Here is a 15,624-nt window from a genome sequence, read left to right as displayed (position 1 = left end):
CCGTATATTGTGACGTCGAAGTCAATTAAGTGGTCCCGCAGCTGCGGGATCGCGGCGGGTGCGCGCCGCGATCCCGGCGGAGAAGGGGGAGCGACGTTGTGAGCGTTGTCGCCCAGGCTGTCGAGGGCACGATAGTGACCGGTTCCATTTACGGATTGGTCGGAGTCGGGTTCGCGCTGCTCTTTCGCGCATCGAAGGTACTCAGTTTCGCGCAGGGCGGTTTCATGCTGCTCGGCGCATTCCTCTTCTATTCCCTCGTGCGGGACGGCGACCGGCCGTTCCCGCTCGCCGCGCTCATCACGATGATCACGGTGGCGGCCTTCAGCGCCCTCGTCTACGTGCTCATCTTCGCCCGGGTCGCCGCGCGGGAGGCGTTCGCCACCTCGGTCGCGACGATCGGCCTGGCCGGCGTCCTGCAGGCGGCCGTGGGGATCAAGTACGGGACGGCGCCCCTCAGCCTCCCCGACGTGGTGTCCACGCGCGCCTACCGGGTCCTCGGGGCGGTGGTGCCGGTCGCCGACATCGTGGCCGTCGCCATGGCCGCGGCCGTCGTGGCGGTCCTGGTGCTGATGCTGCGGTACACCCAGCTGGGGCTGCGGATGGCGGCGGTGGCCGACAACGCGACGCTGGCGGTCCACCTCGGCGTCAGCTCGGCCCGCGTCGCCACCGTGGCCTGGGCGCTGGCCGGCGGCACCGCCGCCCTGGCCGGCATCGCGTTCAGCCTCCGGTCGTCGGTCGACCCGGTCGGGGTCGCCAACGTCGGGCTGTTCGCGTTCCCGGCCATCATCCTCGGCGGCCTCGGCTCGGTCGGCGGCGCCCTGGTCGGCGGCGTGATGCTCGCCGGGATCCAGAACGCGGTGCGGATCGGGATCGGGTCCGCCTGGGTGGACCTCTTCTCCTTCGCGATCATGCTCGCGTTCCTGTTCTTCCGGCCGTCCGGCCTGTTCGGCAAGGCGGAGGTCGTGCGGCTGTGACCGGCAACGAAGCAGGAGGCGAGCGCCTCGCCGTGCCGCCGGCCCCCGCCGACGGCGCGGCCCCCGCCGCCGGCGCGGCGCGCGGGCGGCGTCCCGCGATCACCGCGGCGCTGGGCGGGGCGCTGGGCAGGCAGGGAAGCCTGACCCGGCTCGTCCTGGCGGGCGTACTGCTCGCCGCCGCGCTGTGGGCGCTGAACGGCGGCCCCTTCCTCAACCTCGTGGGGCAGGCCTGCGCCGTCTACGCCATCGCCTCGATCGGCCAGTCGGTGCTCATCGGCAGCGCGGGCCAGATAGCGCTGAGCGGCGCCGCCTTCATGGCCATCGGCGCCTTCGTCACCGGCAGCCTCGCCGACACGCCGCTGGAGACGTTCCCCGTCCCGCTCGTGGTCTGCGCGGTGGCGGGCTGGCTCGTCGGGCTGCTGTCCGGGCTCCCCGGGCTCCGCTTCCGGGGCCTGTACCTGCTGCTGTCCAGCCTCGCGCTGCAGTTCATGGTGACGGCGCTGACCAAGAACTACCAGTCGGAGTACCACCCGGCGGGCCTGGTGGTGCCGCCGCTGCGGATCGGCTCGCTGGACGTCTCCGGCGGCCGGTCGCTCTACCTCGTCCTCATCGCCGTCCTCGCGATCGTGTACCTCGCCGTCGCCCTCACCGAGCGGACCGGGGTCGGCCTCGCGTGGCGCTCGATCCGCGAGAGCGAGGTGGCGGCGGCGGTCAGCGGCATCGACGTCGTCCGCTGGAAGCTGTACGCGTTCGCCGCGAGCGGCGCCGTCACCGCGGTCGCCGGCTCGCTGCTGGCCTACCTCGTCGGCCGGGCGGACTACGCCACCTACGACCTCAACCTGTCGATCGCGCTGATCACGATGATCTACATCGGCGGCGTCCGGTCCAGGCTGGGCGCGCTGACCGGGGCGGTCGTCATCACCGCGCTGCCGTACGTCCTGCAGTTGCGGCTGTCCGGCTGGCTGACCGAGCTCGGGCTGAGCGCGAACTGGTACACCGAGAACCAGAGCATCGCGAACGCGGGCCTGTTCTCCCTGCTCTTCCTCCTCGTCGTGCTGTTCGAGCCGGAGGGCATCGAGGGGCTGCTCGGGAAGGCGGAGAGATCGCTGCGGCGCGCGTTCGGCGGGCGCCGCGCCGCGGAAGGGGCGGCGGAGTCATGACACAGCCCCTGCTCAGCGTCCGGGACCTCGTGGTGTCCTACGACGGCGGCCTGCCGGCCGTGTCGAACTACCGGGTCGACCTGCTCCCCGGCACGCTCACCGTCATCCTCGGCCGGAACGGGGCCGGCAAGACCAGCACGCTGCGCGGCATCACGGGCTTCCTCGCCCATGAGGCCGGCACCGCGCGGGGCACGATCTCCGTGCGGGGCGAGGTGGTGCGGCGCCCCGGCCCGCTGCGGCTGTCCAAGCTCGGCGTGGGCCTGGTCGCCGAGCGCGACAAGGTCTTCGTCAACATGACGGTGCAGGACCAGCTGCGCCTCGTGACGTCGCGGAGACCGGACGTCGAGGAGATCTTCGAGTTCTTCCCGCGGCTGCGCGAGCGCCGGGCCGTGCGGGCCGGGCTGCTGAGCGGCGGCGAGCGGCAGATGCTCGCCACCGCGCTCGTCCTGCTGCGCAAGCCGAGCGTCCTGCTGGTGGACGAGCTGTCGCTCGGGCTCGCGCCCGGCGTCGTGCGGGAGCTGATGGGCCATCTGCGGCGGCTCGCGGACGAGCGCGGGCTCACCATCCTCGCCGCCGACCAGGCGGTGCACGCCTCCCTGCACGTCGCCGACGAAGTACAGGTCATGGACAGCGGGTCGCTCGTGGCGAGCGGGCCCCTGGACTCGCTGGACATCGACGCCGTCCTCGATGCCTACCTGGGGCGACATGAGCGCTGAGCAGCCGGGCCGCCGGCTGGACGTCGGGAACGTGGACGTCCGGCTGGGCGGCGTGCAGATCCTGCGGGGCGTCACCTTCGACGTCCGGCCGGGCGAGGTCTTCGGCATCGTCGGCCCGAACGGAGCCGGCAAGACGACGATCCTCAACGTCGTCGACGGGATCGTCCGGCCGACCGCTGGAACGGTCCGCTACGGGGACGTCGACCTGTGCCGGGTGCGCCCGCACAGGATGCGCGACCACGGGATCGGACGCAGCCTCCAGTCGACCCACTATTTCCGCGACCTCACGGCGCTGCAGCTCGTCGCGCTCGGGGAGCTGCCCAACTCCGTCGTCGGCGCGCTGCGGTTCGGCGGCCACCGGGCACGGCGGGCGAAGGCGGCGGCGCGGGACCGGAGCGCGGAGGCGCTGCGGGAGCTCGGGCTGGAGCGGTACGCGCACCGGCCGCTGGGCGAGCTGTCGAGCGCCGTGCAGAAGCTGGTCGACATCGCCCGCGCCGTCGTGGTCGGCAGCGAGCTGCTGCTGCTCGACGAGCCCACCTCGGGCGTGAGCGGCCGGGAGCGCGGCGCGATCGGCGAGGCGCTGCACCGGCTCCGCGAACTCGGCCGGACGATCGTGCTCATCGACCACGACCCCGGGTTCGTGACGGCCAACTGCGACCGGCTCATGGCCATGAACTTCGGCGAGGTACTGCACGTCGGCCTCCCGGACGAGGTGATGAACAGCGACGTCGTCAAGCGCTCCTACCTGGGCGAGGCCGCCGAAGGCGGGGCGGGTCCGTGAGCGGGCGCGCGGGCGCGATCCTCCTGCAGGCATGTGGGAGCGCGCCTTGCGCGACTACATCAGCCTGGAGGGCACCATCCGGGCGATCCGGAACTTCCGCATGGCGCGCTTCACTCCGGCTGGCGCCGTGGTCCGGGTCGAGGGCGGGGTCGTCGCCAAGGAGCGCCGGGAAGGTTGCGCAATCGTCGAAATCGAGTTGCGGACAGTGGCGGACGGCGTGGTGACGGTGGGCCCCGGACTTGCCGAGGTCACGCCGCCGGAGAGGTCTTGACACCGCCTCCCGGCTGCTTTTATTTTGTGACATCGAAGTCGAAAATGACTCAGATCACACCCCCGGTTCTTCCAGGACAAGGATGCTTGCGATGCCCGGTGCACCCCGAACCCTCCACAAGGCCCTGGCCGTCGCCGGCGCGGGCGTCCTCGCCCTCGCCGGCTGCGGCGGCGGCGACTCCAGTTCCGGCGGCGAGTACAACTGGGGCGTCAACGCGGAGCTGTCGGGAGCGGCCTCGTCCTACGGCAAGACGCTCCAGCAGGGCATCCAGGGCTACGTCGACGAGGTCAACGCGGCCGGCGGCATCAACGGCCACAAGATCAAGCTGACCTCGCTCGACAGCGGCGGCGAGCAGTCCCGGGCCGCGGCGAACGCGACGCAGCTGGCGACCGCCGCCAAGGTGAACGCGATGTTCGGCAACGTGCTGAGCTCGAACTGCTCGGCCGCCCAGCCGGTCGCGGAGCGCTACAAGGTTCCGCTCGCCTGCATCTCGGTCGCGGAGCCGAACCCCTACGTCTTCAACATCGGCCCCGACAACACGCGCGCGGCGAGCGCCATGTTCGACGGGGCCAAGAAGGTCACCGGGAAGGACAGGCCGAAGGCCGCCCTGGCCTACCTGAACACGCTGACCAACAAGGCGCTCGCCAAGACCATGACCGAGCAGGCCGGCGGCGCCGGCGTCGAGCTGGCCACGGCCCAGGAGCTCGACCTGATGGCCTCCGACGTGTCCGCCCAGGTGACGAAGATCGTCGATGCCAAGCCCGACGTGGTGCTGGTGACCGCGACCGGGCCGGGGGTCCTGAGCCTGCTGAAGGGCGTCCGCGCGGCGGGCGTCCAGGCGCCGTTCGTATGGCTGGACGGCACCGGGAACTTCGCCTCCCTCGTCTCGTCCAAGGACGAGGGCGTCTACGCGATGAACGTCTACTCGCTCGTCGACCCGGCGGGCACCGGGAGCGGCGTCAAGGAGTACATCGGCGCGGTCAAGCCGGTGATCAAGGACGCCGCGACCGCGAAGGGACTGAACGACGGCGAGCTGGTGATCGGCTACCTGGCCGCGCGGGCGTTCGGCGAGGCGTTGAAGAGCTGCGGCCACCCGTGCTCCGGTGAGCAGCTCAAGACCCACCTGGACAAGACCCGCATCTCGGTTCCCGGCGTCGTCGACGACTACGGCTACACGCCCGAGGACCGCTACCCCTTCAAGAACTGGTACCTGTACCACGCCGTCGGGAGCAAGACCACGCTGACCGAGACGCTGACGGCGTCGTCGGCCGCCTGAGCGCGCGTCCGCCCGCGAAGGCCGGGAACCGGCGACGTCCCCGGTTCCCGGCCTCCGCGACGAGATCAGCGATAGTCGCCGCCCGCCAGGTAGCGCTCCAGGCGCGGGGCGCTGGCGGCGCGGGACACGAGCTCCACCCGCGCGCCGAGGTCCGGCAGGACGTGGTAGCAGCCGCCCGCCCGCCGGCCCTCGGCGTCGAGGAGCGCGGCCTCCCACGGGCAGCCGCCGCCTTCGAGGCCGGCGGACTCGCCGGGCACGTCGTCGCTCCACATCCCGAGATGGTGCAGGCCGGTCCTCTCCCACACGCTGCCGGGGACCCGGACGAGCAGCTCGATGTAGGGCGGTCCCTCCAGGGACAGGACGAACTCCTGGTCGAACGTGCGGGGGCCCGAGGGCGTGCCGAACTCGGCCGCGAACCGCTGCACGCTGCCCCACGTGACGCCGGCCGCGTCGCCGAACTGCTCCATCGCCGGTTCGAGGGCGTCGACCACGATGCCGACGTGGTAGATCCGGGGCGAGGTCATCTCCGCGTTCTCCTCACTGCGTGCCGTCCACTCGTCACTTCATTGATGTTGACGTCAAAATATACGATGACCCGCTGCGCCAGGCGGCGGTAGATCCTTGACGTTCCCCAAGTCTTCGGTGTTGACACGGTACGAACGGTGGGATCGAATCGTTATTGATATCGACGTCACATCCTGTTAACTTCAAGGCAATTCGCCTCGGCGATCGGTGCCGCCGTCCGGATCGGACGGCTCCCGCGGCCGCCGGCCGGCCCCTCCGGGTCGCTCAGAACGCGCCTACGCGCAGATAGTTGGGAGTTCCACCGTGCGTCGCTTTCTCTCCGTCGCCGCCATCGCGGCCCTGACGGCAGCCGCCGCCACCGCCTGCTCCGACTCCGGCTCCGACGCCGAGTACGGCAAGGGCCTCACCGGCGAGCCGATCAACCTGTCGGTCATCGCCTCCGGCCCCGGCCCCATCTACCAGCCCGAGCTGCTGAAGGCCGCGCGGGCCGCCGCCAACGCGATCAACGACGCCGGCGGCGTGAAGCCGGCCGGCGGCGGCGAGGCCCGCCCGATCAAGCTGATCGACTGCGAGGCGTCCACCGTGACCGATCCCAACGCGGCGGTGAAGTGCGCCCGTGAGGCCGTCGACAAGAAGGTGGTCGCCACCGTCGGCAAGTACGTGTCGTCGGACGCGGTCGTCCAGGCGTTCCAGTCGGCGTCGATCCCCCTGGTGGGCACACAGGTGCAGACCGAGCAGGACTTCGTCAACCCGGCGTCGTTCCCCCTCGTGGGCGGCTCGCCGATGCTGTCGGCGGCGACCGGCGCCTCGCTCCAGGACGCGGGCGCCAAGACGGTCGCCGTCGTCACCGGCGACAGCCCGTCCGGGCGCCTGGTACCGAACTACGTCAAGGCGCTGCTCAAGTCGCCGAGCGACCTGAAGGGCGCCTACTACCTGCCCTTCGACGCCTCGGCCGACCTCACCTCCCACTTCAGCCAGATCGTCGGCGACAAGCCGGACGGCGTCGCCCTGCTGGCCTCCACCGACGTCACCAGCAAGACCATCGTGGGCCTGCGGCAGGCCGGCTACAAGGGCAAGATCGCGGTCGTCGCGACCGCGGTGTCCGAGGCGTCCCTGGCGAAGATGGGCGACGCCGCGGAGGGCACCATCGTGGTCAGCGACTACGACGCCCCGACGAACACCGCCAACCCGAAGATCAAGCAGTTCCAGGACGAGATCAAGAAGTACGGCGACGGCCAGATCGAGGGCACCGAGTTCGCGCTGAACGCCTGGGCGGCCGTCCACTTCGTGGCCGACCGGCTCGGCACCACGAAGGAGATCAGCGGTTCCGCGCTCATGGCCTCGCTCAAGGGCAGCAAGGTCTCCATCGGCATCGCCCCCGACTTCACGTTCGGCACGCCGAACTTCCTCAAGCTGTCGCAGCTTCCGCGCGCGACCGTTCAGTTCCAGACGGTGAACGGCGGCCAGATCAAGGCACCGGCCGGCGGCAAGTTCACCGACCTGAACGAGCTCGCGAAGAAGTAGCGGCCGGACAGGCCAGGAGCCTCGCCCATGAACGACTTGCTCACCTTCGTCATCCTGGGGCTCTCCGTGGGGGCGGTCTACGCTCTCACGGCCCAGGGTCTCGTACTCATCTACCGCGGCAGCGGGGTCGTGAACTTCGCGCAGGGCGCCTACAGCATGATCGGCGCCTACCTGTTCTACCGCGTCGCCCCCGACCTCGGCCTGTCGCAGGCCGCCGCGTGGCCGCTCGCCCTGGGCGTCCCCGCGGTGCTCGGCGGCGCCACGCACCTGCTGCTGATGAAGCATCTGCGGCGCGCGTCGGCGCTGGTGCGGCTGGTCGCGACCCTGGGCGTCTTCGCGCTGCTGGTCGGCATCGGCTACCAGTTGTGGGGGCGCGGGCAGGACCTCGTCGTCTCCCCGCTCCCGCACTCGGTGCACCACCTCTTCGGGACGGACGCGGGGATCAGCGAGGACCGGTTCTGGATCATCGGCATCGCGGGCGTGCTGACGCTCGGCCTCGTCGCCCTGTTCCGCTGGACGTCGTTCGGGCGGACGACCGAGGCCGTCGCGGAGAACCCGGTCGCGGCGGCGGCGCTCGGCAAGTCGCCGGACCTCGTCGCCACGGTCAACTGGATGATCGGCGCCGTGCTGGCGGCGCTGGCGGGCGTCCTGGTCGCGCCGATCCTGTTCCTCAGCGTGGAGGCGCTCGCGCTGATCGTCCTGCGGTCGCTGGCCGCGGCGCTCGTCGGCCGCTTCTACTCCTTCTGGCGGACCCTCGCGGCGGCGCTCGTCATCGGCCTGGTGGAGACGCTCCTCGGCCGCTACATCGTGGACGAGGGCCCGCTGGCGCCGCTCGTCTCGGACAACCGGCTGCTGTTCGGGACGTTCACCGCCCAGTCGGTGTCCCACTCGGCCGCGTTCCTCATGATCGTCGTGGTGCTGTTCGTCGCGGGCCGCAACCTGCCGGTCCGCGGCGAACTGCTCGACCGGCTCCCGGTGCTCGGCACGGGCCGGATCTCCGTCCCGGGCCTCATCGCGGCGGTCGCGGTCACCGCGGTCGTCATCATGACGGTGCCGCCCGCCTGGGCGGCCTCGGTCCAGGTCAGCCTCGCCGCCGCGATCATCTGCCTGTCGCTGGTGGTGGTCACCGGCCTGACCGGGCAGATCTCCCTCGCCCAGATGGGCCTGGCCGGCACCGGCGCGTGGATCGCCGGCAAGCTGATCCAGACGCAGTCCTGGCCGTTCCTCCCGGCCCTGATCGCCGCCGTGGCCATCACCATGGTGGTCGGGGTCGTGATCGCGGTTCCGGCGCTGCGGACGCGGGGCGTGAACCTCGCCCTGCTCACCTTCGGCCTGTCGGTCGTGCTGTCCCAGCTGATCCTGCAGAACCCCGCCCTCACCGGCGGGATGGCCGGGATCGACATCGGCACGCTGAACCTGTTCGGCTGGGCCATCGACGGCTTCGACCATCCGCGCCGGCTCGCCTTCGTGACGCTCGCGCTGCTCGTCGCGGTGTCGGTCGCCGTGGCGAACGTGCGGCGCGGCTGGACAGGGCTGCGGCTGATCGCGCTGCGCAGCAACGAGCGGGCGGCAGCGGCGCTGGGGCTCGACAGCGCGACCATCAAGGTCTACGCGTTCGCGCTCGGCGCGGCCCTCGCCGCGCTCGGCGGCGTGCTGCTCGCGTTCCGGCAGCGGAACCTGGTGCTGACCGAGTTCTCGCCGTTCTCGTCCGTGCAGCTGGTCGTGTACACGGTGATCGGCGGGATCGGCTTCGTCATCGGCGCGATCGGCGGCGGCACGTTCGCCCCGGGCGGCATCGGCGGCCAGATCATCCATTCCTTCGGGCTCGGCACCAACGCCCTGGAGATCGTCTCGGGCGCCATGCTGCTGATCATCATTCTCGCCAACCCGAGCGGGATGGCCTTCGAGCAGGTCCGCTTCGCCGCGCTGGTGCGCGACCGGTTCCGGCCCGCCGAGGGCCGCCCGGCCGCGGCCGTGCCCGCGCGGCCTGCGGCGGAGGCCAAGGCGGACTCGCCGCACCGGGAACGCCCGGCCGGCGAGCGCGTCCTGGACGTCTCGGAGCTGAGCGTCCGCTTCGGCCGGGTCAAGGCCGTGGACGACGTCCGGCTGCACGTCGGCCACGGCGAGGTGCTGGCGCTGATCGGGCCGAACGGCGCCGGGAAGACCACCGTGATCGACGCGCTGACGGGCTTCGTCCGTCCCGAGCGCGGCGCGCGGATCCGGCTCGGCGACGCGGCCATGGAGGACTGGGCCGCGGCCCGCCGGGCCCGCGCCGGGCTGGTCCGCTCCTTCCAGACGCTGGAGCTGTTCGAGGACCTGACCGTCCTGGAGAACCTCCTGGTGACGGCGGGGAGCCCGGCGCCGCTGCGCTACGTCACCGACCTGGTCCGGCCGCGCATGCCGCGGCTGACCGCCGCCGGCGAGGCGGCCGTCCAGGAGTTCGGGCTCGCCGACGACCTCGCGCGGCTCCCGGACGAGCTGCCGCACGGGCGGCGCCGGCTGCTGGCCATCGCCCGCGCGGTGGCCGCCGACCCGGCCGTGCTGCTGCTCGACGAGCCCGCCGCCGGGCTCAGCGAGGAGGAGACGGCCGAGCTGGCCCGGCTGATCCGGCGGCTGGCCGGAAACCTCGGCATCGCGGTCCTGGTCGTGGAGCACGACATGTCGTTCGTGCGGACGTGCGCCGACCGGGTCGCCGTCCTCAACTTCGGACGGCTGATCGCGGACGGGGAGCCGGAGGAGATCCTGCGGGATCCGGCCGTGGTGGCCGCCTACCTCGGCACGGACGCGCAGGCCGAGCGGGAAAGGGCGTGACGTCGATGCTGCTGAGCGTCGAAGGGCTGTCGGCGGGGTACTCCGGCGCGGACGTGATCCGGTCGCTGGACCTGCGCATCGACGAGGGCGAGGTCGTGGCGCTGCTCGGTCCCAACGGGGCCGGCAAGACCACGACGCTGCTCGCGCTCGCCGGGGTGCTGGCGCCGACGTCCGGGACCGTCCGGTACCGGGGAGCCCCGCTGCGGGGCGCGCTGCACCGGCGGAGCCGGCGCGGCGTGTCCTACATCAGCGAGCAGGGGTCGATCTTCAGCCGGCTGACGACGCTGGCGAACCTGAAGCTCGGGGCCGGCCGGGTCGAGGACGCGCTCGCCCTCTTCCCCGAGCTGGAGCCGCTGCTCAAGCGCCGCGCCGGCCTGCTGTCCGGCGGCGAGCAGCGGATGCTGGCGCTCGGCCGCAGCCTCGCGGCCAAGCCGGACCTGCTGCTGGTGGACGAGCTGTCCCTGGGCCTCGCCCCGCTGATCGTGACGCGCCTGCTGGACGCGCTGCGCGCGGCGGCCGACACCGGGACGGCGGTGCTCATCGTCGAGCAGCACGCCTCGCAGGTGCTGTCGGTCAGCGACCGCGGTCACGTGCTGCGGCGCGGACGGCTGGCGATGTCGGGCACCGGCGCGGAACTGCTCGCCTCGTCCGGCGAGTTGCAGGCGGCGTACCTGAGCGCCGGACCTGCGGAGGAGGCCACCGAGGAGACCGCCGGGAGGCCCACCGAGAAGTGACGGAACGGCGCCGGCGGCCGCCCTCCCTGACGGGGGCGGCCGCCGGCGCCGTTTCACCTGCTCGGCGATCTGCCTGTTCGGCGTCTCTCGCTCTCAGCGGGGGAGCCCGAGCCCCCGGCGGGCGATGATGCCGCGCTGGATCTCGCTCGTCCCGCCGTAGATCGTCGTCCCGAGGGAGAAGCGCAGCGCGTGCTCGACGCGCCCGCCCTCCGGCGCGGTGGGGGACAGGTGGCTGCGCAGGGCGTCCGGGCCGAGCATGGCGAACAGGTCCTCGGCCGCCCGGGTCAGCGCCTCGGAGCTGAAGAGCTTGGACATCGGCCCCTCCGCCGCGGGGACGGCGCCCTGCCGGGCCATCACCGCCGCGCGCCGCTGGAGCAGCAGGGAAACCTCCGCCTCGGCGGCGCAGCGGCCGAGGCGCTCCCGGACGCCGGGGTCGGCGAGGCGGGGCCGGCCCCGCTCGCAGGTCGCCGTCCGCGCCCAGCCCTCCGCCGCCTCCAGCATCCGCAGCATCGAGGCGCCGAAGCCGGTGGAGTGCTCCTCCTGGAGCGCCTCCCCGAGGACGCGCCAGCCGGCGCCGGCCTCGCCGATCCGCCACTCGTCGTGGACGCGCGCGTCGCGGTAGTAGGTGATGTTCGTCCGCTCACCGGAGATGGTGCGGACGGCCTGCACCTCGATGCCGGGCTGGTCCAGGGGCACGAGGAACACGGTCAGCCCCTCGTGCTTGGCGGCGGCCGGGTCGGTCCGCGCGAGCAGGAACACGTGGTCGCCGATGTGGGCGTTGGTCGTGAACATCTTGGAGCCGTTGACCACCCAGTGGTCGCCGTCCCGTACGGCGCGGGTCTGCGCGGCGGCGAGGTCGGAGCCGCATTCGGGCTCGGTGAACCCCAGCACGATGACGGTCTCGCCGCGCACCGCCTTCGGGATGATCTCCTTCCGCTGCGCGTCGCTGCCGCACCGCAGGATGGCCCGCGCGACCATGTGCGTCGTGCTGACCCCGTAGGTGGGAGCGTCGGCCCTGCTCAGCTCCTCTTCCACGACGCACAGGTCGAACGGGTCGCAGGGACGTCCTCCCCACTCCTCGGGCCAGCCCAGCGCGAGCAGGCCGGCCTCGTGCATCGCGCGGACGAATCCCGCGTCGTGGGCCACGCCGGTGCGGTGGCACCGCTCGGCGAGCTCGTCGGTGAGGTGCTCCTCGAGGAACGCCCTGACCTCCGTGCGGAGCGCCTCGCCGCGCTCTCCTAGGCGAAAGTCCACTGCTTCTCCATCTGTGCGGGGCCGTAACGGCGGTCGGCCGCCCGGCGGTAGGCGGCGCGCGGTTCGAGGCAGACGCCGGCCCATGCGCGGGCGCGCCGGTAGTACAGCTGGACGTCGTACTCGTCGGTGAATCCGTAGCCGCCGTGGAAGTGCAGGCTGCGGTAGGTCGCGTCGCGCGCCGTCTCCGTCGCGAACCCGAACGCCATGGCGGCGAGCTCGGCGAAGCGCCCCGGGTCCTCGGTGGCCGCCCAGGCGGCCTCGTGGACGAGCAGCCGGGCGCCGTCGACGGCGGCGGCCGAGTCGGCGAGGGCGTGGGCGACCGCCTGGAAGGAACCGATCGGAACGTTCCACGCCCGCCGTTCCCTGACGTACCCGACGCCGATCTCCAGGGCGCGGGCCGCGATGCCGACCTGGGCGGCGGCCGCGAGCAGCAGGAACTCGTCCTGCGCCGCCTCATGGGCGGCCGCCGCCTCCGGCCCGGCGGCGAGCGTCTCCGCGTCCGGGCCCAGCGGCAGGTCGGCGAGCGGCATCGACCCGATGTTCTCGACGGGCGGTCCTCCGGCCGGGACGAGCAGCAGCCGATCGCCGTCCAGCACCAGCGCGTCGTCAGCCACGGCGCCCGCCGGGACGAGCCGGGCCACGCCGTCGCGGACCGGATGGACGGCCATCGTCACGGTGCGTTCGCCGGCCAGCGCCGCGGCGAGCGCGGCGGCGGCGCTCGGCGTCCCGATCCGGGCGAGGAGCCGGACCGCGACCTGCGCCTCGACGATCGGCACGGGCGCGAGGAAGCGCCCGTGGATCTCCGCGACGAGCGCGAGGTCGAGCGGCTCGGCGCCCCAGCCGCCGGCGTCCTCGCCGGCCGCCATGGGCACCGCGCCGGCGGACCGGACGGCGTCCCACAGGCCCGCGTCGAAGCCGAGCGGTTCGGCCTCCCGCACCCGGGACGGCGGCGACGCGCCGGCGAACAGGGCGGTGAAGGACTCGACGAGCTGACGTTGTTCGGTACTCAGACCGACGTCCATGATGGGGATACCGCCTTCAGATCGCGATGACTCCGCGCCGGGTGGCGCGCAGCCCGTTGAGCTCCGCGTCCCACGCGTCGTCCGGGACGCCCGCCGCGCGCAGCGGGCCCTTCTTGATCTTGTTGGACGCGGAGCGCGGCAACTCGGGGACGAAGGCGATGAAGCGGGGGACGGCGAAGTAGGGCAGCCCGTCCGCGACGTACCGGAACAGCTCCGCCGGGTCGGGCGGCCCCTCGGGATGGGGGACCACGAGCAGCAGGACCTCCTCCTCGCTGTGCTCGCTCGGCACGCCGATCGCCGCGGCCTCGACGACCCGCGGGTGCGTGTTCGCCTCGGCCTCGACCTCGACGGAGGAGATGTTCTCGCCGCGGCGGCGGATGCTGTCGCTGATGCGGTCGACAAGGAAGAACTCGCCGCCGGGCGTCCTGCGGACGGCGTCCCCGGTGTGGAAGTAGGAGTTCCGCCATGCCTCGGCCGTCGCCTCCGGGCGTCCGGCGTAGCCCTGGAACATCGTCCACGGCTCGTGCGGCCGGACGATCAGTTCGCCGATCTGCCCGTCCGGGACCGGCATGTCGTGCTCGTCGACGACCAGGGCGTCGAATCCCGGCCGCACCCATCCGATGCCGCCGGCGCCCGAGACCCCGTGCGGGGCGGCGAGCGGGGTGGCGGCCTCGGTGCTGCCGTAGCCGGAGCAGTAGGTGACCCCGAACCGCTCGCAGAACGCGTCGGCGTCGGCCGGGACCGGCGCCAGGCACACCGCGCGGAGACCGCTCGTCCGGTCCAGCGGGCCCGGCGGCCGGGCCTCCAGGAACCGCGCCATGGCGCCGGTCAGCACGGCGAAGGTCGAGCCGCTTCGCGCGACCTCCGCCCAGAAGCCCGAGGCGGAGAACCGGGGGGTGAGGTAGGCGCGGGCACCGGCGATCAGCGCGTTGTACACGCCCCACAGCTGACCGCCCACGTGGAACAGCGGCAGCGCCACGTAGCTGGTGTCGTCGGGCTCGACCGCGCCGACGTACACCGGGCTGGCGTACCCGTAGGCCTGGGCGTGGGGGACGAGCACCCCCTTGCTCGGCCCGGTCGTCCCGGAGGTGTAGAAGATCGCCGCGATGTCCCACGGCCGGGCGTCGGCGACGGTGGGCTCGCCGTCGGGCAGGCCGAACCGGCTTGGGCCCGTTCCGTAGAGGCCCGCCTTCGCCGGAGCGCGGGTGATGACGCGGCCGCGCAGCCGCCCTCCGTCGGCGGCGGACAGGCGGTCGAGATGGTGCTCCTCGGCGATGGCCGCCACGCCGCCGCTGTCGTGGACGACGTGGTCGAGGAAGCCGCCGTCGAACGCGGTGTTGACCGGCACCTCGACGGCGCCCGCGCAGGTGAGCCCCAGCCATGCGACGACCGCGTCGACGTGGTTGTCCAGCATCAGCAGCACGCGGTCGCCGGGCCGGATGCCGTACGCGCGCAGGGCGCCGGCCAGCGCGGCGGCCTCGTCCAGCAACCGGCCGTAGCTCAGCTCGACGCCCGGCCCGGCGATCGCGGGACGGTCGGGGTGCCGCTCGGCGTGCCCGCGCAGGACGTGCAGGACGGTGCGCTCCGCCAGCGGCGGAAGCGAGCCTTCGAAGGAGGGTTTCACGATGCCTCACAGCGTGCGGGGTCGGGGTGGAAGTGCAGTTCGCCGCGCAGCGCGACGCGGCCGTCGCCGTTGACGGCCCGCGCGCGCACCGTGCCGCCGCCGGCGGGGGCGAAACCGAGCACCAGCCGGTCGGCGTCCGCCACGGGCTTCAGGTACGAGACCGCGGCCCCGCGAAGCTCGCCGACGCCGAGCCGCGCGGCGTTCTGGACGGCCAGCCGGGCGACGATGCCGAGGGTGACCTCCCCGGGGAGCGCCGGCGCCGGCAGCCCGAGCCTCCGCGACTCGGCCGGATCGATGTGCATCACGTCCTGCACCCGCCCGTCGGCCGTGAGCCCCAGCAGGGTGCGGAAGACCGCGGCCTGGTAGGGGTGGACGGTCTCGCGGGCCTCGACCCGCCAGCCGGTGTCCCCGTCCGCGCCGTCCCGCGCGGCGGTGGGCGGGCGCCGCGCGCCGTCCGCCGCGGGCAGGCGGAAGTGCACGTCGAGCGAGGAGTCCGCGATCGGCTCGCCGCCGGCGGACGTCTCGACGTCGAGCCTCAGCACGAGCCGGCCGGCGGTCCGCTCGGCGACGGCGAGCGAGGCCGACGCGACGGCGTCGCCGCACTCGGCGGCGAGCGGGCGGTGGACGCGGACGCGGGTCGCGCGCGCGAAGGACAGGAGCCCCGCGTGCCGCGTGCCCGTCGCGAAGTCGACGAGGGCCTCGTGCGCGAAGCGGGTGGCGAACGTCGCGAGCGTCCCGAAGCCGGGCGCCGACTCCCAGACGAGCGCCCGGCCGTTGTGCGCGTCGGCGCCGGTCGCTATGGCGTAGGTGATCGTGTCCCGGACCGACCAGGGCACCGGGTAGGCGCGCCGGCCCCAGCCCTCGACGAAACGCAGGATCTCCGAAACGCCGTCCGGCACGGTACCTCCTCGTCCTCCGCCCCCGCTGCGCGGTCCGACGAGCACACATGATT

The 15,624-nt window shown here is 73.0% G+C and carries 14 protein-coding genes; 9 read left to right on the top strand and 5 right to left on the bottom strand.

From position 1 onward, the window contains the following. The first annotated feature begins 29 nt into the window (after positions 1–29). The 6 genes from SM418_RS06625 to SM418_RS06600 all read left to right on the top strand — a co-directional run bounded on the left by SM418_RS06625 (position 30) and on the right by SM418_RS06600 (position 5,178). Positions 30–974, top strand: coding sequence for a branched-chain amino acid ABC transporter permease (locus SM418_RS06625; RefSeq protein ID WP_371939756.1), 945 nt, complete (start codon positions 30–32; stop codon positions 972–974). After that, positions 971–2,134: a branched-chain amino acid ABC transporter permease gene (locus SM418_RS06620; RefSeq protein ID WP_371939755.1), complete on the top strand. Its 1,164-nt coding sequence runs from the start codon at positions 971–973 to the stop codon at positions 2,132–2,134. The genes SM418_RS06625 and SM418_RS06620 overlap by 4 nt, the downstream gene beginning before the upstream one ends. After that, positions 2,131–2,850, top strand: coding sequence for an ABC transporter ATP-binding protein (locus tag SM418_RS06615; protein ID WP_371939754.1), 720 nt, complete (start codon positions 2,131–2,133; stop codon positions 2,848–2,850). Before SM418_RS06620 ends, SM418_RS06615 begins: the two co-directional genes overlap by 4 nt. Beyond that, positions 2,840–3,631, top strand: coding sequence for an ABC transporter ATP-binding protein (locus SM418_RS06610; protein WP_371939753.1), 792 nt, complete (start codon positions 2,840–2,842; stop codon positions 3,629–3,631). Before SM418_RS06615 ends, SM418_RS06610 begins: the two co-directional genes overlap by 11 nt. A gap of 46 nt (positions 3,632–3,677) precedes the next feature. Further along, positions 3,678–3,902: a hypothetical protein gene (locus tag SM418_RS06605; RefSeq protein ID WP_371939752.1), complete on the top strand. Its 225-nt coding sequence runs from the start codon at positions 3,678–3,680 to the stop codon at positions 3,900–3,902. Between the two features lie 91 nt (positions 3,903–3,993). Then, positions 3,994–5,178: an ABC transporter substrate-binding protein gene (locus SM418_RS06600; RefSeq protein WP_371939751.1), complete on the top strand. Its 1,185-nt coding sequence runs from the start codon at positions 3,994–3,996 to the stop codon at positions 5,176–5,178. 65 nt (positions 5,179–5,243) lie between these two features. On the opposite strand, the gene SM418_RS06595 is transcribed toward SM418_RS06600, so the two are convergent. Beyond that, positions 5,244–5,702, bottom strand: coding sequence for a VOC family protein (locus SM418_RS06595; protein WP_371939750.1), 459 nt, complete (start codon positions 5,700–5,702; stop codon positions 5,244–5,246). Between the two features lie 304 nt (positions 5,703–6,006). On the opposite strand from SM418_RS06595, the gene SM418_RS06590 reads away from it, so the two are divergent. The 3 genes from SM418_RS06590 to SM418_RS06580 are packed head-to-tail and all read left to right on the top strand — an operon-like array spanning position 6,007 to position 10,772. Next, positions 6,007–7,227 (top strand): ABC transporter substrate-binding protein, encoded by a 1,221-nt coding sequence (locus SM418_RS06590; RefSeq protein WP_371939749.1) that lies wholly within the window; start codon positions 6,007–6,009, stop codon positions 7,225–7,227. Positions 7,228–7,254: 27 nt separating this feature from the next. Next, a complete protein-coding gene (locus tag SM418_RS06585) occupies positions 7,255–10,038 on the top strand; it encodes an ABC transporter permease subunit (protein ID WP_371939748.1) in 2,784 nt (927 codons plus the stop codon). 5 nt (positions 10,039–10,043) lie between these two features. Then, complete coding sequence (locus SM418_RS06580; protein WP_371940124.1) at positions 10,044–10,772, top strand: ABC transporter ATP-binding protein; 729 nt, start codon at positions 10,044–10,046, stop codon at positions 10,770–10,772. A gap of 93 nt (positions 10,773–10,865) precedes the next feature. Here SM418_RS06580 and SM418_RS06575 read toward each other — a convergent pair whose 3' ends face one another. Genes SM418_RS06575 through SM418_RS06560 form a run of 4 tightly spaced genes read right to left on the bottom strand, consistent with a single transcriptional unit; the run spans position 10,866 to position 15,571 of the window. Next, positions 10,866–12,026 carry an acyl-CoA dehydrogenase family protein gene (locus SM418_RS06575; protein WP_371939747.1) on the bottom strand — a complete coding sequence of 387 codons (1,161 nt, stop codon included), beginning with the start codon at positions 12,024–12,026 and terminating at the stop codon, positions 10,866–10,868. After that, a complete protein-coding gene (locus SM418_RS06570; protein ID WP_371939746.1) occupies positions 12,011–13,048 on the bottom strand; it encodes an acyl-CoA dehydrogenase family protein in 1,038 nt (345 codons plus the stop codon). Before SM418_RS06570 ends, SM418_RS06575 begins: the two co-directional genes overlap by 16 nt. A 16-nt stretch (positions 13,049–13,064) precedes the next feature. Then, the gene (locus SM418_RS06565) at positions 13,065–14,672 is read right to left on the bottom strand and encodes an AMP-binding protein (RefSeq protein ID WP_371939745.1); all 1,608 of its coding nucleotides are present in this window, start codon (positions 14,670–14,672) and stop codon (positions 13,065–13,067) included. Beyond that, positions 14,669–15,571, bottom strand: a complete 903-nt coding sequence (locus SM418_RS06560) for a MaoC family dehydratase (protein WP_371939744.1) — start codon at positions 15,569–15,571, stop codon at positions 14,669–14,671. Before SM418_RS06560 ends, SM418_RS06565 begins: the two co-directional genes overlap by 4 nt. Positions 15,572–15,624: the final 53 nt, after the last annotated feature.

It is taken from the genome of Actinomadura chokoriensis (genome assembly GCF_041463665.1).
Classification (GTDB): domain Bacteria; phylum Actinomycetota; class Actinomycetes; order Streptosporangiales; family Streptosporangiaceae; genus Spirillospora; species Spirillospora chokoriensis_A.
Note: the sequence above shows the minus strand (reverse complement) of the source record. Positions and strands in the feature narration are given on the sequence as shown.